Source organism: Lutibacter sp. (assembly GCF_041555395.1).
Classification (GTDB): domain Bacteria; phylum Bacteroidota; class Bacteroidia; order Flavobacteriales; family Flavobacteriaceae; genus Lutibacter.
In genome coordinates, this window is record NZ_JBFFKM010000005.1 from 1 (window position 1) to 21,962 (window position 21,962).

The 21,962-nt window shown below is 32.0% G+C and carries 23 protein-coding genes and 1 tRNA gene; 17 read left to right on the plus strand and 7 right to left on the minus strand.

From position 1 onward, the window contains the following. A partial coding sequence (locus tag ABY285_RS02155) for a hypothetical protein (RefSeq protein ID WP_372766549.1) occupies positions 1-360 on the plus strand: 360 nt, incomplete at its 5' end. An 18-nt stretch (positions 361-378) separates the two neighbouring features. After that, entirely contained in the window at positions 379-1,149 is a 771-nt protein-coding gene (locus ABY285_RS02160) for a patatin-like phospholipase family protein (RefSeq protein WP_372766551.1), read from the plus strand. Positions 1,150-1,173: 24 nt separating this feature from the next. Here ABY285_RS02160 and ABY285_RS02165 read toward each other — a convergent pair whose 3' ends face one another. Together ABY285_RS02165 and ABY285_RS02170 are read right to left on the minus strand one after the other, a co-directional pair. Next, positions 1,174-2,388, minus strand: coding sequence for a metallophosphoesterase (locus tag ABY285_RS02165; RefSeq protein WP_372766553.1), 1,215 nt, complete (start codon positions 2,386-2,388; stop codon positions 1,174-1,176). Positions 2,389-2,399: 11 nt separating this feature from the next. Further along, complete coding sequence (locus tag ABY285_RS02170; protein WP_372766554.1) at positions 2,400-2,999, minus strand: CDP-alcohol phosphatidyltransferase family protein; 600 nt, start codon at positions 2,997-2,999, stop codon at positions 2,400-2,402. A 262-nt stretch (positions 3,000-3,261) separates the two neighbouring features. Between ABY285_RS02170 and ABY285_RS02175 the strand changes: the two genes are divergently transcribed. The 7 genes from ABY285_RS02175 (at position 3,262) to ABY285_RS02205 (ending at position 11,015) form a co-directional block, all read left to right on the plus strand. Next, positions 3,262-4,530 (plus strand): ATP-binding protein, encoded by a 1,269-nt coding sequence (locus ABY285_RS02175; protein WP_372766556.1) that lies wholly within the window; start codon positions 3,262-3,264, stop codon positions 4,528-4,530. A gap of 84 nt (positions 4,531-4,614) precedes the next feature. Continuing rightward, positions 4,615-5,670 carry a response regulator gene (locus ABY285_RS02180; RefSeq protein WP_372766558.1) on the plus strand — a complete coding sequence of 352 codons (1,056 nt, stop codon included), beginning with the start codon at positions 4,615-4,617 and terminating at the stop codon, positions 5,668-5,670. A 102-nt stretch (positions 5,671-5,772) separates the two neighbouring features. After that, the gene (locus ABY285_RS02185) at positions 5,773-6,618 is read left to right on the plus strand and encodes a universal stress protein (RefSeq protein ID WP_372766560.1); all 846 of its coding nucleotides are present in this window, start codon (positions 5,773-5,775) and stop codon (positions 6,616-6,618) included. A gap of 18 nt (positions 6,619-6,636) precedes the next feature. Next, positions 6,637-7,029 carry a hypothetical protein gene (locus ABY285_RS02190; protein ID WP_372766562.1) on the plus strand — a complete coding sequence of 131 codons (393 nt, stop codon included), beginning with the start codon at positions 6,637-6,639 and terminating at the stop codon, positions 7,027-7,029. A 1,421-nt stretch (positions 7,030-8,450) separates the two neighbouring features. Next, positions 8,451-8,840 carry a DUF302 domain-containing protein gene (locus tag ABY285_RS02195; protein WP_372766564.1) on the plus strand — a complete coding sequence of 130 codons (390 nt, stop codon included), beginning with the start codon at positions 8,451-8,453 and terminating at the stop codon, positions 8,838-8,840. Between the two features lie 138 nt (positions 8,841-8,978). Further along, the gene (locus ABY285_RS02200) at positions 8,979-9,281 is read left to right on the plus strand and encodes an HPF/RaiA family ribosome-associated protein (protein WP_372766566.1); all 303 of its coding nucleotides are present in this window, start codon (positions 8,979-8,981) and stop codon (positions 9,279-9,281) included. 9 nt (positions 9,282-9,290) lie between these two features. Next, positions 9,291-11,015, plus strand: coding sequence for an adenosylcobalamin-dependent ribonucleoside-diphosphate reductase (locus ABY285_RS02205; protein WP_372766568.1), 1,725 nt, complete (start codon positions 9,291-9,293; stop codon positions 11,013-11,015). Between the two features lie 6 nt (positions 11,016-11,021). Here ABY285_RS02205 and ABY285_RS02210 read toward each other — a convergent pair whose 3' ends face one another. Genes ABY285_RS02210 through ABY285_RS02225 form a run of 4 tightly spaced genes read right to left on the minus strand, consistent with a single transcriptional unit; the run spans position 11,022 to position 13,436 of the window. Further along, the gene (locus ABY285_RS02210; protein ID WP_372766570.1) at positions 11,022-11,675 is read right to left on the minus strand and encodes a phosphoribosyltransferase; all 654 of its coding nucleotides are present in this window, start codon (positions 11,673-11,675) and stop codon (positions 11,022-11,024) included. 14 nt (positions 11,676-11,689) lie between these two features. Next, positions 11,690-12,337, minus strand: coding sequence for a dienelactone hydrolase family protein (locus tag ABY285_RS02215; RefSeq protein ID WP_372766572.1), 648 nt, complete (start codon positions 12,335-12,337; stop codon positions 11,690-11,692). A gap of 18 nt (positions 12,338-12,355) precedes the next feature. Continuing rightward, a complete protein-coding gene (locus tag ABY285_RS02220; protein ID WP_372766573.1) occupies positions 12,356-12,805 on the minus strand; it encodes a DUF2267 domain-containing protein in 450 nt (149 codons plus the stop codon). 16 nt (positions 12,806-12,821) lie between these two features. After that, on the minus strand, positions 12,822-13,436 hold the full coding sequence (locus ABY285_RS02225; protein ID WP_372766574.1) for a WG repeat-containing protein: 615 nt from the start codon (positions 13,434-13,436) through the stop codon (positions 12,822-12,824). Between the two features lie 217 nt (positions 13,437-13,653). Between ABY285_RS02225 and ABY285_RS02230 the strand changes: the two genes are divergently transcribed. The 8 genes from ABY285_RS02230 to ABY285_RS02265 all read left to right on the plus strand — a co-directional run bounded on the left by ABY285_RS02230 (position 13,654) and on the right by ABY285_RS02265 (position 20,613). Then, positions 13,654-14,067, plus strand: a complete 414-nt coding sequence (locus ABY285_RS02230; protein ID WP_372766576.1) for a hypothetical protein — start codon at positions 13,654-13,656, stop codon at positions 14,065-14,067. Between the two features lie 107 nt (positions 14,068-14,174). Then, complete coding sequence (locus tag ABY285_RS02235) at positions 14,175-14,645, plus strand: hypothetical protein (protein WP_372766578.1); 471 nt, start codon at positions 14,175-14,177, stop codon at positions 14,643-14,645. Between the two features lie 517 nt (positions 14,646-15,162). Next, positions 15,163-15,236 (plus strand) — tRNA-Thr (locus tag ABY285_RS02240). Positions 15,237-15,573: 337 nt separating this feature from the next. After that, positions 15,574-16,179 (plus strand): uridine kinase, encoded by a 606-nt coding sequence (gene udk / locus ABY285_RS02245; RefSeq protein WP_372766580.1) that lies wholly within the window; start codon positions 15,574-15,576, stop codon positions 16,177-16,179. A 3-nt stretch (positions 16,180-16,182) separates the two neighbouring features. Next, positions 16,183-16,503 carry a septum formation initiator family protein gene (locus ABY285_RS02250; protein WP_372766582.1) on the plus strand — a complete coding sequence of 107 codons (321 nt, stop codon included), beginning with the start codon at positions 16,183-16,185 and terminating at the stop codon, positions 16,501-16,503. 84 nt (positions 16,504-16,587) lie between these two features. Further along, positions 16,588-17,943 (plus strand): methylmalonyl-CoA mutase subunit beta, encoded by a 1,356-nt coding sequence (locus ABY285_RS02255; RefSeq protein WP_372766584.1) that lies wholly within the window; start codon positions 16,588-16,590, stop codon positions 17,941-17,943. Beyond that, positions 17,933-19,993 (plus strand): methylmalonyl-CoA mutase, encoded by a 2,061-nt coding sequence (gene scpA / locus ABY285_RS02260; protein ID WP_372766586.1) that lies wholly within the window; start codon positions 17,933-17,935, stop codon positions 19,991-19,993. Before ABY285_RS02255 ends, scpA begins: the two co-directional genes overlap by 11 nt. Before the next feature lie 50 nt (positions 19,994-20,043). After that, the gene (locus tag ABY285_RS02265) at positions 20,044-20,613 is read left to right on the plus strand and encodes a peroxiredoxin (protein ID WP_372766588.1); all 570 of its coding nucleotides are present in this window, start codon (positions 20,044-20,046) and stop codon (positions 20,611-20,613) included. A gap of 82 nt (positions 20,614-20,695) precedes the next feature. Here the strand turns inward: ABY285_RS02265 and ABY285_RS02270 are convergent, their stop codons facing one another. Next, positions 20,696-21,922 carry an MDR family MFS transporter gene (locus ABY285_RS02270; RefSeq protein WP_372766591.1) on the minus strand — a complete coding sequence of 409 codons (1,227 nt, stop codon included), beginning with the start codon at positions 21,920-21,922 and terminating at the stop codon, positions 20,696-20,698. Positions 21,923-21,962: the final 40 nt, after the last annotated feature.

The following is a 21,962-nucleotide window of genomic DNA, read 5'->3' on the forward strand; positions in this document are numbered from 1 at the left end:
ACTTTATCATTAGAAAGTTGCGGACCTGTAGTGGTCACTTCAAGAATAGGAACCCCACCACCACCATGGTTTTATCCTAATAGGGCTGAAGTGGTGCGCTATATCTATTTTCCGGAACATGAAGTTTATTATGATTTTTCTTTAAGAAGCTACATATATCTTGACAATAACATTTGGATAACGGCCAATGTTTTGCCTACTAGATATAAACATATCGATTTTAGACGAAGCCATCGTGTTAGAATTAATAATTATTTTGGAGATGACATAAAAAGATATCACAAAGACAATAAATACAGAAGCAATAAAAGCAGAAGGAGTTCTTCTGTAAATAGGAATCCTGTTAAAAGAAGAAATTAATTTTTTTAAAAAACCATTATGAGCATAGGATTGGCGCTCTCTGGCGGAGGCATGAAAGGTATTGCTCATATTGGGGCCATTAAAGCACTCGAGGAAAATAACATATACCCAACCCACATATCGGGCAGCAGTGTGGGTGCTATTGTTGGCGCATTCTATGCTTCAGGATATTCGCCGGAAGAAATGGTGGATTTTTTTAAATCTGTCCCCCTTTTTAACCCAAACCGCTATGGTTTTGGAAAACCCGGAATTATAAATACTGAAAATTTTTATGAAGACTTTAAAAAATATTTTCCTGAAGACAATTTCAACGCACTTCAAAAAAAACTTTACATTACCACTGTTGATATGCTTAACGGAAGCCTAAAAAATTTTAATGAAGGTGAATTGATAAGGCCTATTTTGGCATCATCCGCTTTTCCGGGAATATGCTCGCCTGTTGCCATTAACGGCAGTTTGTATGCGGATGGCGGTATTCTTGATAATTTCCCAATAGCGCCTTTAAAATTAAATTGCAAATTAATAATAGGCGTTTATGCAAGTCCGCTGGATGAGATAAAATCCGAAAATCTAAAATACGCTGTTGACGTGTTGCAAAGAGCCATCAGAATAAATTTTTCAAACGCCTCTTCACTGAAATTTTCCGAATGTGATTTGCTGATATATCCATCCCTGTCTAAATTTGGAATGTTTGACAAAAACCATATCGACGAAATTTTTAACATTGGCTATGAAACTGCCTTAAATGGTATTAAAGAACTTGAAAAATCATCGCTGTTATATGGTTAAAAAAATAAATATTGCCAGTTTATATTATTGATGAAGTTCAATAAACGTAATTTCAGGTCGCATTCCAAGCCTTCCCGGAAATCCCATCCAACCCAAACCTCTGGTTACATATAAGTACTGATTATAATGTTTGTATAATCCGGCCCATTGCTTATATTTATATTGAATTGGGCTCCAATTTTTGCTTTTGATATTTATTCCGGCTTGCATTCCGTGTGTGTGTCCTGAAAGCGTGAGTGCAATATCCGTTTTATCGGTAACTTCTTCATTCCAATGCGAAGGATCATGGGAAAGCAGTATCTTAAAAGGAATATTGGCTACACTTTTCAAAGATTTTTTCAAATCACCATATTGTTTAAATGGCGGATTCCCCCAATTTTCAACGCCCACAATGGTGATTTTTTGGCCTCCTTTTTCAATAATAACTGCTTCATTCAACAATAATTTAAAATCTATTTTTTTGTAAAAATATTTAATCGATTCAAAATTTTCTTGTTTCCTTTGCTCCGATTTCCATTTGCCGTAATCGCCATAATCGTGATTTCCCAAAACCGCATATTTGCCAGTTTTAGCGTTTAATTTTTTCAATACTGTTTGCCATCCTCTTAATTCCCAAGCATGATTGTTAACCAAATCACCAGTAAAAAAAATAAAATCAGGCGCTAAATGGTTAATTATTTTAACGGCCCTATCCAAAATATGATGGCGAGATTTAAAACTTCCCAAATGAAGATCTGAGATATGGACAATGCGCAATCCTTCGAAATTAGAAGGCAATTCCTTTAAATTAATTTTAATGCGATGTACTTTAAAGCGGTATAAGCTTCTAAAAACACTGTAAAGAATTACAAAAAAGGGCAAAAATCCTGAAACTAAACCAATAATGGGGATTATAATTAAAGATTCTTCTTCAGAAAAAACATAGTTCGTAAAATATAATATAGAAATAACCAGAACAAAAATTAATTTCGGAATAAAGGAAGATATCGTAAGTCCATAAAATGAGGTTATCAGCAACTGTTTTCTATATGGATGCATGACATCAAGTCTGCTTTTTAAAAAAAGAATTGAGGCTATTAACCCAATGGTAAATAACCAATAAGCAATGTTAATTAATTTTTGTAAATATTCAGAGGGTATTAGATTGGTAATGGATTGCAGCCAATAAAACGCCAGTGTGTCTACAAGCAATAGCGCTAAGCATAAAAGAATAATGATAAAAAATGAATACGAGCGCATGGCAATACGTATTAGTTTGTTTTAGTGTGCTTTTTTAGTCTCCTTTTATCTCTAAGTGCCCAGTATATACCTTTCACTCCGGCAACCCAATTGTCATACATAAAAATAAGTGCAATCTCTTCTATTGTTTCTAATAAACCCAATGTAATCATTACATAAAACAACCAATGAATTGGACCAAAGAATAATAACCAAAGGATAAAAATACTTTGTGCAATTGCCGATAATTTGGCCAAATACGTATGAAAAGCTGTTGCCTTTCTATATTTTATAAATGCAATAAACATTTGAAAAATATAAGGCACAAAAACAAGAATTATATAAAAGGAGTGCTCTTTCATAAAATCAAATTCATAAACCAACAAGCCAATTATGGCTACCGCAAAAGTTATTTGATCGCCAAAAGAATCCAATTGCGAACCTCTTGCGCTTGTTATTTTTAATTTTCGTGCTAAAAAACCGTCAATCGCATCGGTACAATAACTCGCCAGTAAAAGCCAAGTAAAAACCTCTCGCTCACCCAACCATAAAACAAGCAATAAAAATGGTGCAGCAGCAATTCTGTAAAATGAAAACCAATCGGCGATATTAAAATTTTTAAATGTCAGCATAATTCTTTTTTATAGTTTATTTTATTAGAATTTATGACTTATTTTATGCAAAACATAAGCAGGTCCCTAATTACTTTTAAACGAAGTTCATTGGGCTTCTCCATATTAAATATATCAATTATAAATGTATTATTAAATGATATTGACAAAATTTTGCTTCATTATGGACACTTTTTTCAAAAAAAATCATTCATTCTAAAGATTTTACAAATTTTCAAGCTATCATATTCATTTTTTTACTACCTTTTATCTAAAATTAAATTTGTTTAAAATTAATAATAATACGGTGCTTTATCAAAATCAAGATATCTTTAATACGCTTTTTGAAGCTTTTCCTGAAAGCGTTATCATCTTTGATGAAAAGCAAAAAATAGTTGCTGCCAATTCCTCGGCCGAAAAAATATTTGGTTATGAAAAGGGGAAATTAAAAGATCAATTTTTAAATATCCTTATTCCGTTAAGATACCAAACCACGCATAAAAATCACTTCAATTATTTTATGACCAAACCGAATAACAGAATAAACACACGTGGTTTATACTTGTTCGGTCTAAAAAAAAATAATGAAGAATTTCCTGTTGAAATTGGGATAAATCCTTTCACAATTTATGAAAAAAAATATGTGATGGCTTTAATTATTGACATGACTATTCGAAGGGAAAGCGAAATTAAAATTAATTCAATAAATGTTGTATTGGAAAAAAAAGTTAAAACAGGAACTGTCGAATTACAAAAAACCATCAAAAAATTAAAAAAGGCAAATCTTGATTATAAAAAAGAATTAGAAAGAAGAATTGAAGTAGAAAATAAAATTAAAGATGCCTTAAAAAAAGAAAGAGAACTTAATGAATTAAAGAGTAAATTTCTATCACTCGTTTCGCATGAATTTAAAACGCCTTTAAGCGGTATTTTAACCTCTGCAATTTTATTGGAAAAATACCAACTGAACAACCAACAAGAAAAAAGAAAAAAACATTTAAAAACAATCACAGAAAAAATACAATATCTCAATAATATTTTAAACGATTTTATCTCCTTAGAACGTATTGACTCCAGCAAAGAAAATTACAAATTCACCGTCTTTAATTTAAGCAAAGTAATTAATGAGGTGGTTTATAATTCCAATATGCTTTTAAAAAGCGGTCAGCGTATAAACATTTTACAAAATACATCAGATTACGTGCTGCGTCAGGATGAAAAAATTTTAGAACTCGCCTTAAATAACATCATCTATAATGCCATAAGATATTCTCCTGAGAATACAGAAATTGATTTAGAAATTTCTAAAAATACAAATAATCTTATTTTTAAAATTACCGATAAAGGAATAGGGATACCCGAAAATGATCAAAAATTCATATTTAATCGCTATTTTAGAGCAGAGAACGTGTTGAATATTCAGGGAACTGGTATTGGTTTAAATATTATTAAAACCCATTTGGAAAATTTAGGCGGAACTATTGGTTTTAAGAGCATAGAAAATAAAGGTTCTGAATTTTTTGTTGAATTACCAATAAATAAAGAATCATGAAACGAGCATTACAAATTTTGACACACAAAGGAATGATTAATAGCGAACAGCATCTGTTACAGCTAAAAAATAAAATTTAAACAGATGAAAAAAATTTTATTAATAGAAGATGATGAAGTAGTTAGAGAAAATACTGCTGAACTTTTAGAATTGGCAAATTATAAAGTATTTACTGCGGAAAATGGTAAAATTGGCCTTTCCGAAGCTAAAAAATATTTACCTGATCTTATTATCTGTGATATTATGATGCCTGAATTAAATGGCTATGGCGTGCTTCAAATACTATCCAAAGAAGAGGACACCAAACATATTCCATTTATATTTTTATCTGCAAAAACAGAACATAAAGATATCCGCAAAGGAATGGATTTGGGTGCCGATGATTATATCACCAAACCCTTTGATGAATCTGAACTGTTTAGCGCTATAGAAAGCAGGTTAGCAAGGGTTGCCATTCTTAGAGAAAATCTTGATAAAGTAGGAAGCACTGAACTTTATTATTCAGAAGATGAGCTAAAAACCCTAAACCACCTCAAAAATTTTTTCGCAGACAATGTGGATGAATTCTCCTTTAACATGGGTGAGATTATTTACCAAGAAGGCGACAATTCCAATTTTGTATTTTTAATAAGTGAAGGCATAGTAAAAACATTTAAAATTGATGAACAAGGCAAAGAATTAGTTACCGGATTGTACAAAGAGGATGACTTTTTTGGCATTACGTCCTTCTCAAACAATATCGCCTACCAGGAATCTGCTGCCGCCATTGAAAACGTAAAAGTTTTTCGATTGTTAAAAAGTGAATTCAAAAGTATTTTACAAAAAAACCACGAAGTTACCTTCGAATTAATAGATCACTTGACAGAAAATGTTTCGGAAATTAAAGACCAATTACTGCAAATGGCCTATAGTTCTGTTCGAAAAAAAACAGCAAATACCATTCTACAGTTTTCTAAAAAAATGGACAAAACTCACAACACAAATCCTAAAATATCAAGAACCGATCTTGCGGGTATTGCAGGGATTGCAACAGAAACTTTTATTAGGACACTCTCCGATTTTAAAAGAGACGGTCTTATTGAGGTAGAAGGAAGAAATATTAAAATTTTGAATATTGAAAAGTTAAAAAAAGTGTTTTAACCTGAAATATAATTTTACACAAAACAGTTCCATTGATATATATCATTTTACATTAAAATTTTAGGGTCTAATTTTAGATATAACTATAATTAAACTTGTCAAATGAAAAGTATTTTAATTCCAACCGATTTTTCGGAAAATTCCTTGAATGCGGTAAAATATGCTTTAGCGTTTTTTAAAGACACACCTTGTGACTTTTATTTATTACATGTCACGTTAATTTACAACTACGTTAGTGGCGAATCTCAAGTAATGCCTCTTCCGGTTATTGAGGTTATTGACAAAGCTGTTTTAAAACAAGCTAAAACCAATTTAAAAAAATTACTTAAAAAAATAGATCAATTACCGCCCAACCCAAAGCATAAATTTTACACGCTTAACAATTACGATTATTTTATTGATGCCGTAAGAGGCCAAGTTGATGAAAAAGATATAGATCTTATTGTTATGGGAACAAAAGGTGCAACAGGCTTAAAAAAAGTTATGATGGGCAGCAATACCGGTGATTTAATTACCAGGGTAAAATGTCCAGTACTTATTGTTCCTGAAAATGCAGCGTTTATAAACATTCAAGAAATTGCTTTTCCAACAGATTATAACATGTTTTATCCAACAAAAATTTTGAACACCATTTTGGAATTTACCAAAATGAATGATTCAGCCTTAAGAATTGTTCATATTAGTAATAAAGATGAAGAATTCACTGATTTTCAAAAAGAAAATAAAGAATTTTTAAATAATTTCTTTACAGATGAAAAACATAGCTTTCATAAATTAACCAATAAAAAAATTCAAGACGGGGTTCAATGTTTTGTTGAAAGCAGAAATATTGATATGATTATTATGATTGCCAAGAACCTTACTCTTTTTCAACGTATTTTATTCAGGCCTACGGTGGAAGAGATTAGTTATCATACCGACATTCCGTTTTTAGTTTTACACGAATAACATTAAAATATTGCAATTATGGATGAAACATCTATATTTTTAGCCAAATTTTGGGGATGGTATTTAATTATTTTCTTTTTAATATTAAGCTTCAACCCAAAAAGAATCGTACAGGTTATTAAAGATTTAGAAGACCAAAAATTTGTTATTGTCATTTCTTTTGTGGCTATTGTTATTGGATTGCTGAATATTTTATTTCATAATATTTGGGAAGACGATTGGAGACTGATTATCACTTTAATTGGCTGGACAATACTTTTCATAGGATTGTCACTGTTTATTTTTCCAAAAAGAACCGTTTTATATTTGGATTATCTCAACATTAAATTTGTTCAGGTAATTTATATGCTGCTTTTTTTCATAGGCTTATTTTTATTAAATATGGGATATGGAATTATAATTTTCCAATGAAAAAACAGGATGCAAAATAAATTCAAAAAAATTCAAAAATTGATAACAATCATATGCTAAATTGATGGATATCATTTCATGGGCAATATTTTGAAGTTAGTTTTACATCAATAAATTAAAAGTTCATTGATTTTTTTAGAAACAAAAAATTTCCCCACGCATGTAAATTTGCATTTTACATAGCAATATGGTCTATGTTGAAGAGTTTAAGATGTCAATAACTAAAATTAATTTTAGTTTTGTCTTAGAAATAAGGTGACGTAAGAAATTATTGAAAAGTTATTAAAAACAACTTAATTTCTTCAAGATAGAAGCAGGAGGTTTAGGCCTCCTGTTTCTATCTTAAAACAGGTCTCCATTGTTGAAAAATAATGAAGATCAATATGAAGAGTTACGAGTTATTGTTTGTTTGAAATTAATTTTAGTGTTGTTATAGAAATAAGGCGATATGAAAAATTAGTTGTCGTTATAAAAGTAACTAACCTCTTCAGGAAGCAGGAACTTGAAACTTCCTGCTTCTTCTAAAAAAATAGATCTTCATTGTTTTACGAAATAATGCAGATTAAAATGAAGAGTTTCAAGTTATTGTTTGAGCAGAATTAATTTTAGTATTGTATTAGAAATGAAACGCTATTAAAAATAAGTTGAGCGTTCGGAACAAACTTGATCTCTTTAGGAAACAGGAAGTTGCGACTTCCTGTTTCTATCTAAAAAATAGGTTTAGGGTATTGAAAAATATTGTAGGCCGAAATGAAGAAGTTCAGAATGTTGTCTAATTTAATCTGATTTTGGTGTTGTTTTAGCAATAAACCCGTATTTAAAATTAGTAAAAGTTACATGACAAACTCAAGCTCTTCAGTAAAATATGGTGTGCATTGTTGAAAAATAATGAAGATCAATATGGAGAGTTTCAAGTTAATGTTTGTTTGAAATTGGTTTTAGTAATTTTTTAGAAATAAGATGTTATGAAAAATTAGTTATCGTTATAAAACTAACTTAACCTCTTCAGGAGACAGGAAGTTTCGGCTTCCTGTTTCTATTTAAAAGTTATTGTTTCAAACAATTAAGATTGACTCTTTGTAGTATAATTGCAAGGATATTGTGAAGAATTAAAAATAGGGATTATCATTATGTATTTGTATCATTTTAGAGGTAAAGTGTACAGCAAAATAGTACCTGTGTTAGCCCATAAAATTAATTTCTTTACAAAGAAAACAGGGAAACTTAAGTTTCCCTGTTTTTAATTTAACATTTTTCTAAAAACAGGTAGCGAAGAGCATTTTGCTTTCAATTCAAATTTATAAACCATTCAAAAACGATAAGTTAAAATTTTGTATCTCTGATATTACATTTAATAAGAGATAATTGCCGTATCTTTCTCTTTTATAGAAAACGAATTATAAATTCAAAAATCTTAAATAATGGACTACTACTATTCAACAATATTAAACAATGTAACCTTTCAGGAAGCCATAGAAAAAGTAACCGCAGAACTTCAAAAAGAAGGATTTGGCGTACTTACAGAAATAGACATAAAGGCGACTTTAAAGAAAAAACTGGATGTGGATTTTTACAATTACAGAATTTTAGGAGCCTGCAATGCGCCTTTTGCATACAAAGCTTTAAAAGCTGAAGATAAAATTGGAACAATGCTTCCTTGCAACGTTATTGTCCAGGAAAAAGAACCTGGAATTATTGAAGTTTCAGCTATAAATCCGATTGTTTCCATGCAAGCCGTCGTAAATGAATCTTTGGCTCCAATTGCCTTGGAAATTGGCGATAAACTTAAAAAAGTTTTGGCGAATCTGTAAATTCTGAAAGGATTTCACGCTTATTTTCATCAACTAAATTTTGTTTTAGTGTTGCTGTATTTGATATATATCATTGGCAATCGCAACCGCTTTGAATATCTTTAATTGTTCTTTTTTTTCAATTTAAAAATTTATATTATGGAAATTAAAATTCAATTTGTTCAGCTGCCTAAAAGTGATGCTGTGGAATCGTTTGCTACTAGAAAACTACTTAAAATGGCCAAAAAATATGAATGGCTTATTAAAGCCGATGTGTTTTATAAATTAGAGCCTGACAAAAAGGGAAAAGGGAAAATTTGTGAAATCAGATTAAGCCTTCCCGGTCCAAGAATTTTTGCGTTTTCTGATGAAGAAAGCTATGAAATTGCCACTGATGAAACCATTCGTGACATAGAAAAGCAACTTCAAAAACGTAAAAGCGAAATAAAGCCTTATATATAATCCTATAATATGGCTGCTTTAACAAAAAACGCAAAAGAAATATTAAATGATCGCTATCTTTTGAGAGATCGAAATGGAATAGTTATTGAAACTCCCAAACAAATGTTTAAACGCGTTTCATTGTCTTTGGCTTCCTCTGAAATCAACAATAATAGCTATTTTGAGAAGCAATTTTTTAACCTAATGAATAGGCTCGATTTTCTACCAAATTCTCCAACATTAATGAACGCAGGCACACCTAAAGGGCAGTTAAGTGCCTGTTTTGTATTGCCTGTAAACGACAGTTTAAAAAGCATTTTCACAACTTTAAAAAATGCCGCATTAATTCACCAAAGCGGCGGCGGAACCGGATTTAATTTTTCCAGGTTAAGGCCTAAAAACGATCAAACTTCATCTAATCAGGGAACTTCCTCGGGACCAATTGCCTTTATGAAAATTTATGATTCGGCAACTGAAAATGTAAAACAAGGAGGAAAACGCAGAGGTGCAAATATGGGAATTCTGAACATTAACCATCCGGATATTGAGGATTTCATAACTGCCAAATCCAACAAAAACGAACTTCAAAATTTTAATATTTCTGTCGGAATCACCAACGATTTTATGGAAGCCGCAAAAAATAACAAGATTTGGAAACTCATCAATCCAAGAACATTGAAGATTGAAAAAAAAATAAATGCACGTATATTATGGCAATTAATAATTAGTGAAGCATGGAAAACCGGTGATCCCGGTCTCGTTTTTTTAGATACCATAAATAATTACAATCCAACACCTAAAATCGGAAAAATTGAAAGTACAAATCCGTGTGGAGAAGTTCCTTTACTAGATTATGAAAGTTGCAACCTCGGTTCCATAAATTTATCGCATATGGTAGCATCAAAAGAAAATTTTTCAGAAATAGACTGGGAAAAATTAGCGTCAACAATTGAAATAGCTGTGCGATTTTTAGACAATGTTATTACTGTAAATTATTACTTATTGCCGCAAATAAAATCAATTACCCTAAGAAATCGAAAAATTGGACTGGGTGTTATGGGTTGGGCAGAAATGCTTGTTAAACTTAACATTCCTTATGCATCAATTGAAGCCCTTGATTTAGGTAAAAAATTAATGCGGTTTATAAAAGAAAGAAGTTACCAAACATCCAAAAAATTGGCCATAGAAAAAGGAATGTTTCCAGAATGGAAAAACAGCAAACATTACAATGGCAATGCTCTTAGAAATGCAACCTGCAACAGCATTGCACCAACAGGAACGATTTCGGTAATTGCAGACACCTCTTATTCCATTGAACCTTTATTCGCCTTGGCTTATAAACGCTCAGGAATTCTTGGCGGAAAAACTCAGATTGAAGTAAACAAGCTCTTTAAGGATAAAATGAAATCACTCGGGCTTTGGAATACCAACCTTAAAAAATACATTTATGAAACCGGTAGCGCAAAAAACTATAATGCAATTCCGGGTACAGTTAAAAAAATCTTTGAAACGAGCCAGGAAATACCTTGGAAATATCATTTATTGCATCAAAAGGCTTTTCAGGAATTTACAGACAATGCGGTTTCTAAAACAATAAATTTACCAGAAAATACCTCACGGGAAGAAATTGCAGAAATCTATTGGACAGCCTGGGAATATAAACTTAAGGGCATCACTATTTACAGATACGGAAGCAGAGAAACACAGGTGATTAAAAAGTGTGATTTTAATAATATCTCTAAAGATTGCCAATAAGTAATATTAATTTGATTTTTTCAGACTAAACTTTTCATTCGCCTTTTTTAATAATTCTATTACTTCTTTATCATTTACCTGATCAAATTCTTCATAAAACTGTCCGACTGCCTGAAAATTTGAAGGAGTTGATAAGCAAATTGCTTCATCCACCTCTTCCATTCCCTTTATTTTTTTTAATGCGGAAGGGGGCGCTACAGGCAAAGCAACAATAATTTTTAAAGGTTTTTGAAGTTCAATAAGTTGAATGCATGAAATCATGGTATTTCCTGTAGCAATTCCATCATCAACCAAAATAACTATTTTATCTTTAAGATTCAACGGTTTTTTTTCTCCATAATACCAGTGAATGCGTTGTTTTAATAAGTCTCTAATTCGCTCTGTTTCGTCATGAATATATATTGGTGAAACTTCCAAAGCCGCATCACTTAAAATGCTGTTTTTTAAAGTTACTGCACCAATTGCATATTCTTTGTTAAAAGGATGCCCTATTTTTTTGGAGAGCACCACTTCTAAAGGCACATTTAATTTTTTCGAAATCTCATAGCCCACGGGAACGCCTCCACGTGGAATCGCAACAATTACAGTTCCTTCTTTATTTTTATAATCTGTTAATTTTTCAGCCAGCAAATTGGCAGCTTCTACTCTATTTACAAACATTATAATAACTATTTTTATTTCTTTAAATATTTATCAAACCATTCTGCAGTAAGTTTGGACACAATTTCCAATTTTCCTGCTTCTGCAAATAAATGTGTAGCGCCCTCAACGATTTTTAATTCACAAATGCCTTCAATAACTGCTTTTGCTTTTTTATTTAATTCAATTACCACATCGTCATTTCCTCCAACAATTAATAGTGTGGGCGTTTTTACGTCTTTCAAAATTGGCATGGCCAAATCGGGACGACCGCCTCTTGAAACTACTGCTTTTATGGTTTTCCCCATTTTAGCGGCAGCGCTTAAGGCTGAAGCTGCGCCTGTACTGGCACCAAAGTACCCGATAGGCAATTTTTTTATTTCATCATATTTCATTGACCATTTTGTGACTTGCACCAGTCTTTCCGTAAGCAATTCAATATCAAACCGATTCTCGTAAATCATATCTTCTTTGGTTGACAATAAATCGAAAAGCAAACTTGAAAAACCTTGTTCAACCAGTAAGCTTGCAACATAATTATTTCGGATACTAAGTCTGCTGCTGCCGCTGCCATGTGAAAATAAGATTATTCCCTTGGGATGGTCGGCAAGTCTTAAATTTCCTTTTAAACTTATTTTGCCTAAATCAATTTCAATTTCTTTATAGGTTTGAGCAATTACCATCACTATATTTTTTAGCGTTTATTGAAACATTAAATTTTGATAAACCATAGATTTAAGGTCTTTAGGGAGCACCGTTCTAATATCTTCCAATTCACCCAAAGAAATGTATTTACGTAAAATCATAAAGGTTGAATTGATGTAATTTTCAGCAATTTCATCGGATCCAAAATCGTGTAAGGAAGTAACTCCATCCATTTGCCTAATTAAATCAATAAAATCAACCATGCTTTTTACTTTTTTCTTTTTGCGTGTTGTCCATCTATTCACATAAACAGCTTTTAAAAACATTGGGAATTGGGAAATTAACTGTAACGATTCTTCAATCGTGATTACTTCCCGCAACCCGTGTAAAATTGAAGACAATATTCTTCCCGCTTTATCGGTATCGTCTAACATATTTAATTTTTTTGCATAATCCTTTAAAAATGAATTACCTTCTTTCGCGTATTGATTAAAATTTAGTGACATGACTTATGTTTTTAAGTTAAAATTGATGTATTTGCCATTTATTACGTTTATTTTTTGTGGCAACCAAATTCGGTGCAATAAATTTTGATTCAACGGCAGGTGCCTTAATTTTATAATTCGACGGAATGTAATTTTTAGGATTGTATAAGTATTTAACCCTTTCACCGGAAGTATTTATTACATATTCTTCCATTTTGCTAGACATTACAGGAATTTTTAAAACCTCATTAAAACCTATGGAATCTTGATAAAAAACCACAACAATTGCAAAGCCATTTGAAAAATTTGTTGCATTTAAAAATTGAGGTTTTATAATTTCGGCTCCTTTTTCGTTTATATATCCAAAGTAAAGGGTGTTCTCCATTAATTTTCTAATCAAGCATCTTCCATCATTAAAAACAGGATAAGCATTAGTTTCATTTAAAGAATTCACCTTTTCGGTTAAAACCAAATCATTTCTAAAGTCAATTACTTTTTCTCCATTTTTGTTGATAAAAGCCCACTGGTTGTCTTTTTTTATGGCCGCTAGATCGCTATGTAAAGGATAAACCTCATCTATATCAGTAATTATTTGTGAAAATGCAGCGGAATGAATGCCAAAGCATATTATTAAAATGAGTAGATTTTTCATGGTGTTAGATTTAATAACTACATAAAGCTATGATTTGTTGAAATTCTAAAAAATGATATTGCTCAATTTGAAATTTTTCTATTCAACCAAATGAATTACATTTTAAAATTAATTTTCAATAAAATAAGATTTGTAAGTTTTCCCGCTTGATATTTATCATTTTTTATAAAAATAATAATCAATTACTTAGCTATTAAATATTTAAACAAATACCACTATGGAAGCCAGTCCGGTATATAAAGTATTTCCAAGAGAAAAAACCATTGATGAACTACTTTATAGCACTTCCTTGTGGACAGCAGAGTTTGATTTCATTAATAGTGAATTGGCCTTTATTAAAAGGCTCATTAAAGCCTATCCGTTCACTTCCACCATCCCAAATTTGTATGAACACCTGCAATTATTCATTTTAGAACTTGACAATCTGGAAAAAGAAAAAGACAATATCACCCATAAAATCATTGAGTACAGCATTAAATTACCAGAACATCAAAAAATTAGCTTATTAGAAAGCGGACATATTTTCTTGGTTGACTATGAAAAATTAGCAGAGGAAGTTTTTATGTATATGGTACACTACAAAAATTTAAAATTTCGAATATTTGAATATATAAATGGCCTTATCGATTAATTATTCAACATAAAAATCTTAAAAAGATTTGTAAACTGATGGATATCAAATTATTCCTCAGTTTTTGCATTTAACTTTATGACATTAAAGAACTAATTCTGTTTAAGATGAAAACTAAAATAAAAAAAGATTGGTTTGGCAGGGAAAAAAGTACTGAAGAATTACATCATGATTCTAAACTGTGGATGTCTGAAATCCGTTTTATTAAAGACGAAATACGTTTTTTGGAACACTTGCTCAGTGCCAATTATATTGATTGTATAGCCATTGGTTTGCATAAAAAAATTGAGGAATCCGTGAATCAAATCTCCACTGAAAAAAAAGTAGGTACAACACTTATTAACCTCATTAATGAACATGAAAAAATTCTTTCGGAATTGATTAAAAATGAAAGTGCAACCAGTAATACAAACTTTATTGAAAATCATAAAAAATTAGAAATAGAAGTAAATGCTTACATCAATAAATATAAAGATCTTAAACAACAAATTTTTAAAATTGTTGAAAATGTAATGAGGAAAAAAGAACAAAAAAAATTACCAAATAGTAAAGAAATTCCCAAATTATTAGATAGATAATTAATTGGCATCAATTCAATTAATCTTATCACTTCCTTAAAATCGCAAATGCAAATTTTCTGGTCTCAAAAGATTGATGTAATAAAACTATAAAGCAATTGATTCTTCATTTGATAAATTTAAAATTCGAAAGATATATCTCAAATATAATACCATTTTAATAAAGAATTCTTTTTTAAGAACTAAATCTCATTCCTTTTTAAATAAAAGAGCATATCAAATTTTTAAACCTAAAACAAAATTAATTTTCATTAAAAAATACAAAGGGCAAACTTGGGAGTTACGACAGAAACCTTATTAAAGAACAGAAAAAGTGCTTTCAGGGTTAAAAAACTTATAGCGTTTGTTGTGTTAGAACCTTGAATGGAGGAACTTTATGGAAACCTATAAAAAACTATAAAAAAAAACATCGTTCACACAATTGACAACACTTCAGCTAAACAAAATTTATTTTTAAAAAAAGCAAAAAAATGTTTGTTTATTATTTTAAAAGTATCTTAATTTGCACCTCTCAAAAGCCGATGTAGCTCAGCTGGCTAGAGCAGCTGATTTGTAATCAGCAGGTCGTGGGTTCGAGTCCCTCTATCGGCTCAAAAAGTCTCTTCAAAAAAGAAGGGGCTTTTTTTATTGAATTAATTGAATTTATTCAGTAATAATTCAGATTGCGTTAGGGAGTGAAGCGGAATGCCCACAGCGACAGCGAGGACTTGCAACGAAAAGCCCGCCCGCTTTTTCAGCGGGAATGCCCAAATTATTAATTGAATTACTTTGCTTTTAACAGTAAAATTAACCCAAAAGAACAATAAAAAATTAAAAATTACATATGCCAATATTGACAATTTAACATTGTCATTCAAAAAATTATATAAATCTGTTTTTGCTATTTTATATTCCTTAAATTTGTGAGGAATATAAACAAACGATTTAGATGCTAATAATTGGAATAGCCGGAGGAACAGGAAGCGGAAAAACGACTGTTGTGAATCAAATTATACATGAATTACCTACTGATGAAGTTTGCGTAATTTCACAAGATTCCTACTATAATATAACCGCTGACTTGTCTTATGAAGAACGTACAAAAATCAATTTTGACCATCCAAAAGCAATCGATTTTGACCTTTTGGTAGACCATTTGAAAAAATTGAAAAATGGCGAAATTATTGAACAGCCGGTATATTCATTTGTTACTCATAATCGTACCACAGACACTTTAATTACACGCCCAAGAAAAGTAATTATTGTTGAAGGAATCCTTATTTTTAACAATAAAGAATTGCGCGATTTATTTGATATTAAAATATTTGTTCATGCAGATACTGATGAACGTTTAATACGACGCGTAAAAAGAGATATTGAAGAACGCGGACGAAATATAACTGAAGTATTGGATCGATATCAAAATACGTTAAAACCTATGCATCAGCAGTTTATTGAACCTACAAAAAATTACGCCGATATTATTATTCCAAATGACAGATACAATACGGTAGCCATTGATATTGTTAGAACAGTAATTAGCCACAAACTTTAGTTTATGACTTTTAAGCAACTTAAAAACAAACCAACTGTAAAACTTATTACGAACAGATACGTAATAATACTTGCGGCATTTATTGTTTGGATGGTTTTTTTTGATGAAAATTCATGGATAAACCATAGAGAATTTGACAAGGAAATTATGAAGCTTAATAGTGAAAAAGAATATTACCAATCAGAAATAGATGCTGACAAAGATTTCATAAATAAACACAATGACCGCGAAGAATTGGAAAAATTTGCAAGGGAAGAATATAAAATGAAAAAAGAAAATGAAGATATTTATTTGATTGAATATGATACGCTTCCTGAAAAATAGCTATAATAATTTAGCAAGTTAACTTGGGTTATATGACATACTTCTAAGTAATATTCCCGAGTTTTGTTTAATATACCGTTAATTATGAGTAATTTTATTACACAAGAATTCCCTTCAGTTTCGGCCGCTGCCTGGAAGCAAAAAATTCAGGCCGACTTAAAAGGTGCGGATTATAACGAAACCCTTCTCACCAAAACAAACGAAGGAATTACCATAAAACCTTTTTATCATTCAGACGATTTTGAAAAATTAATCATTCCTCTTTCAGAAGAAGATTTTAAAATTTGTCAAAAAATTGTTATTTCTTCGGAAGATGAATCGAATTCAAAAGCAGTTGATGCCACCAACAAAGGTTCAAATACCGTGAAATTTGTCGCGAAAAAGCCTTTCAATTCTGCCTTATTATTTAAAAACTTACTGGGTAAAAAAATTGAATTCCATTTTGAATTTGAATTTTTATCAGAAATCTTTATCGATGAACTTAATGAATTACTGAAAAACGAAACAGTTTTTTACAATATTGATATCATAGGGAAGTTGGCAAGAACCGGGAATTGGTACAAATCCTTAAATGATGATTTTAAAACTTTAGAAGCCATTCTTCAAAAAAACCCTTCCCCATTTATTATAGGCGTCAATGCAGATATTTATCAAAATGCAGGTGCAAACACGGTGCAGCAAGTTGCTTATGCATTGGCTGTTGCCAATGAATATTTAACCAGATTTGGTGCAGAAATTGCCAATAAAATTCAATTCAATTTTGCGGTTGGGAATAATTATTTCTTTGAAATTTCAAAAATCAGGGCTTTTAAATATGTTTATAATTTAATTTTAAAAGAATACGGCACAAGTGGCAACGCCCAAATTTATGCAGAACCAAGTTTACGCAACAAAACAATATTCGATTACAATGTAAATATGCTGCGCACCACCACTGAAAGCATGAGTGCAATTTTAGGCGGTGCAAACACCATTTCAAATTGTGCCTATGATGCGCTGTTTCAACATTCAAATGATTTTGGAGACAGAATAGCCCGTAACCAATTGTTAATTTTGAAGGAAGAAAGCTATTTTAAACATGGGCAACAAATTGCAACAAATTCCTATTATATTGAGTCCATTACCAAACAAATAGCAGAAAAGGCTTTGGATATTTTTAAAGATATTGAAAAAAAGGGCGGATTTTTAACCCAATTAAAAGAAGGCATTGTTCAGCGAAAAATTAAAGAAAATGCCCAAAAAGAACAAGCGCAATTTGATGCCGGTGAATTGGTTTTACTGGGAACCAATAAATACCCAAATGAAAAAGATAAAATGAAAAATGAATTGCAGGTAAATCCATTTGTTGCAAGAAATCCACAAAAAACCCTGATAATTCCTATAATCCCTATTAGATTGGCAGAAAAATTAGAACAAAAAAGACTGAAAAATGAAGCGTAAAGATTTTTCACAACTAAAAATAGTCAGTCAAACTGAGACAGCGTCTAATTTTGACCACGAAAATTATGTTGCAGGAATTGCCCCTTATTTAAGAGGACCCTATTCTACCATGTACGTTCGAAAGCCCTGGACCATTCGTCAATACGCCGGATTTTCAACTGCCGAAGAAAGCAATGCATTTTATCGAAGAAATTTAGCGGCCGGCCAAAAAGGCTTGTCCGTTGCTTTTGATTTGGCCACACACCGTGGCTATGATTCAGACCATGAACGTGTACAGGGCGATGTTGGAAAAGCCGGAGTTGCTATTGATTCTGTTGAAGATATGAAAATACTTTTCGACCAAATTCCATTAGACCAAATGTCGGTTTCCATGACTATGAACGGAGCCGTATTACCCATTTTAGCCTTTTATATTGTGGCTGCAAAAGAGCAAGGCGTTGCTGAAAAATTATTGGAAGGTACCATTCAAAATGATATTTTAAAAGAGTTTATGGTGCGCAATACTTATATTTATCCGCCAACGCCATCCATGAAAATTATTGCTGATATTTTTGAATATGCCAGCAAAAATATGCCGAAATTTAATTCAATTTCGATTTCTGGATATCATATGCAAGAAGCTGGTGCTACACCAGAAATTGAACTGGCCTACACTTTGGCTGACGGCTTGGAATACATAAAAACCGGGATTGCAGCCGGAATGGATATTGATTCTTTTGCCCCTCGTTTATCTTTTTTCTGGGCTATAGGAATGGATCATTTTGGTGAAATTTCAAAAATGAGGGCTGCACGTATGTTGTGGGCAAAAATGGTAAAACAATTCAATCCAAAAAACCCTAAATCATTGGTTTTACGCACGCATTGCCAAACAAGCGGCTGGAGTTTAACAGAACAAGATCCTTTTAACAATGTGGCGCGAACCGCTATTGAAGCTATGGCCGCAGCGTTTGGAGGAACACAAAGTTTACACACCAATGCGCTTGATGAAGCCATTGCGTTGCCAACCGATTTCTCTGCCCGCATTGCTCGTAATACCCAAATTTATATTCAGGAAGAAGCAAAAATAACCAAAACTGTCGATCCTTGGGCCGGCGCTTCTTATGTTGAAAAACGCACGGAAGATATGGTAAATAAAGCCTGGGAATTGTTGCAGGAAGTGGAAGAACTAGGCGGAATGACAAAAGCCATAGAACAAGGAATTCCGAAATTACGTATTGAAGAAGCTTCCGCAAAAAAACAAGCCAGAATTGACAGCACAAGAGATATTATTGTCGGCGTCAATAAATATATTTTGGAAGAAGAAGATCCGATTCAAATTTTGGAAGTGGACAATGATGCGGTAAGAGAATCTCAGATTGCGCGACTGAATGAATTAAAAGCAAGCAGAAATACTGAAGAAGTTAACAAAGCACTGCAAAATTTAACCGAATGCGCCAAAACCCAACAAGGAAATTTATTGGAATTGGCGATTATAGCTGCTGAAAAAAGAGCTACTTTAGGGGAGATTTCCGATGCTTTGGAAAAAGTTTACGGAAGGTATAAAGCAACAATTAAATCTATTTCCGGCGTGTACAGCAAAGAAATTAAAAACGATCCAGATTTTGAAAAAGCTAAGGAATTAGCCAACAAATTCGCCGAGTTAGAAGGAAGGCGTCCAAGAATTATGATTGCAAAATTAGGCCAGGATGGTCATGACCGTGGGGCAAAAGTTGTTTCTACAGGTTATGCCGATTTGGGTTTTGATGTTGATATTGGTCCGCTCTTCCAAACACCGAAAGAAGCCGTAAAACAAGCCATTGAAAATGATGTTCATATTCTGGGAATTTCTTCGTTGGCTGCAGGACATAAAACATTGGTTCCTCAAGTGATTTCTGAACTTAAAAAATATGGGCGCGAAGATATTATGGTGATTGCAGGTGGTGTAATACCCGCCCAGGATTATCAATTTTTATTTGATGCCGGCGTAGTTGGCGTTTTTGGTCCGGGCACTAAAATATCTAAAGCGGCCATTGAAATTTTAAACGTCTTGATTGACAGTGTGGCGGAATAAAACTATTTCTTTACATTTTACGAACTCTTAATTTTATAATTCTTTTTAAAATGAAAAAAATAACAAGTATAATTGCCTTATTATCACTTACAATTTCAGTTATGGCGCAAAACTCAAATGAACTTAACATTGGAGATCAAGTTTCAGAATTTTCAGGAATAGATGATAACGGCAATGTGTGGAATTCTACCAATGTAAAAACCGATTTTTTAGTTGTGTATTTTTACCCGGCAGCTATGACAGGAGGCTGTACCGCGCAAGCTTGCGCTTACCGAGATGACAAAGCCACTTTTGACAAAATAGGTGCAACAATAATAGGAGTTAGCGGCGACGAGGTGAAAAATTTAAAATATTTTAAAGAATCTTCTCAGCTAAATTTCCCCTTAATTTCTGACAGTGATGGCGTTATTTCTAAAACATTTGGTGTTCCAACAAAGGAGGGCGGTTCTATAACTCGTGAAATTGATGGTGAAAACTATTTATTTTCAAGAGGAATCACTGCATCACGGTGGACTTTTGTATTAGACAAAAACAGAAAAATTATTTATAAAAATGCAAAAGTAAATGCTGCGGAAGACAGCAAAAAAGTATTCGAAATCATTAAAAAATACAATAAATAAAAGTTAGGTAAATTTAACGACTAAACACATACATAACGGCAATGTTGAATTAATTTCAGCATGGTGGTTTTTAGTTTTGTTACTAGACCATTTCTCTTTCCAAATCTAATATTTTTCTTAACCAAAGCATCAGCACAACGGCCAACAAACCCAATCCGCCCATTAAAAACCAGTTGGCGGGAAATCCGAACCTCGAAATTACTTCCATTCCGGTTTTTGCACTAAAAATATGTGCACACGAAAACGCCATAGAATATAAAGCTAGGTAACGACCTTCATTTCCTGCAGGAGCCCTATTCATAGCAAAATTATTTGTAAAAGGAAATGCCAACATTTCTCCAACGGTAATTAACAACATCCCTACTATTAAAATACCTCCCCAAGCAGTTATATTTAAAACAACATAGCTCAATGCCAATAACACCAAACTCCAAGTGATTATTTTTAATCTGTCTAATAATTTTTTTTCTATGTAATGAATTAAAGGCATTTCCAATAAAAAAATTAAAAATCCGTTCACAGACATTAACAAACCAATCTGAATTTCAGTCATACCATGCACTTCTTTATAAAATAAAGGCATTGTTGTAAATAATTGTAAAAATATAAAACCCATTAAAAAAATAATCATTAAAAATATCCAATACGGCTTGTCTTTATAAACTGAAGTTGCTTTATTTTCCTTTTCCACAATTAATTTTGATTTATCCACATGAATTTGCTTTTCTTTCAAAACAACTCTCATCACAACAATAGCCGCAATACAGGTAATGCCATCAACCCAAAAAAGCCCAGAATAACTAATGGCGGCGATAATCAATCCGCCTAAAAATGGTCCGAAGGAAAATCCCAAATTAATAGCCAAACGAATTAAAGTTAACGATCTTGTTTGATTTTGAGGCTTGCTGTAAGCTTTTAGGGAAACAAACATGGCTGGCCTAAATGCATCAGCAAAAGTCATCGTGATAAATATGCCAACGGCAAAACCTAAAAATGTATGCACAAATTGCAAGGAAATAAACAAAAATCCAGTAATTAACAAACTGAAAAACATCACTTTATAAAAACCTATTTTATCGGAAAGTTTTCCGCCTAAATAGGAGCCCAACAAGGAGCCTACGCCAAAACTACTCATAATCCAACCTACCTGTGGCAATGTTAAGTTCATTTCTTTTGTTAAGTACAAGGATAAAAATGGCAATACCATAGTTCCTGCCCTATTTATAAATGTGATTAAAGCCAGCCACCAAACTTCTTTTGAAAGTCCGCTAAACGAATCCCGGTAACTATTGAATGTCTTTTTTATCATATTTAAAAAAACTAAAAACCCGACATTAAGTCGGATTCAC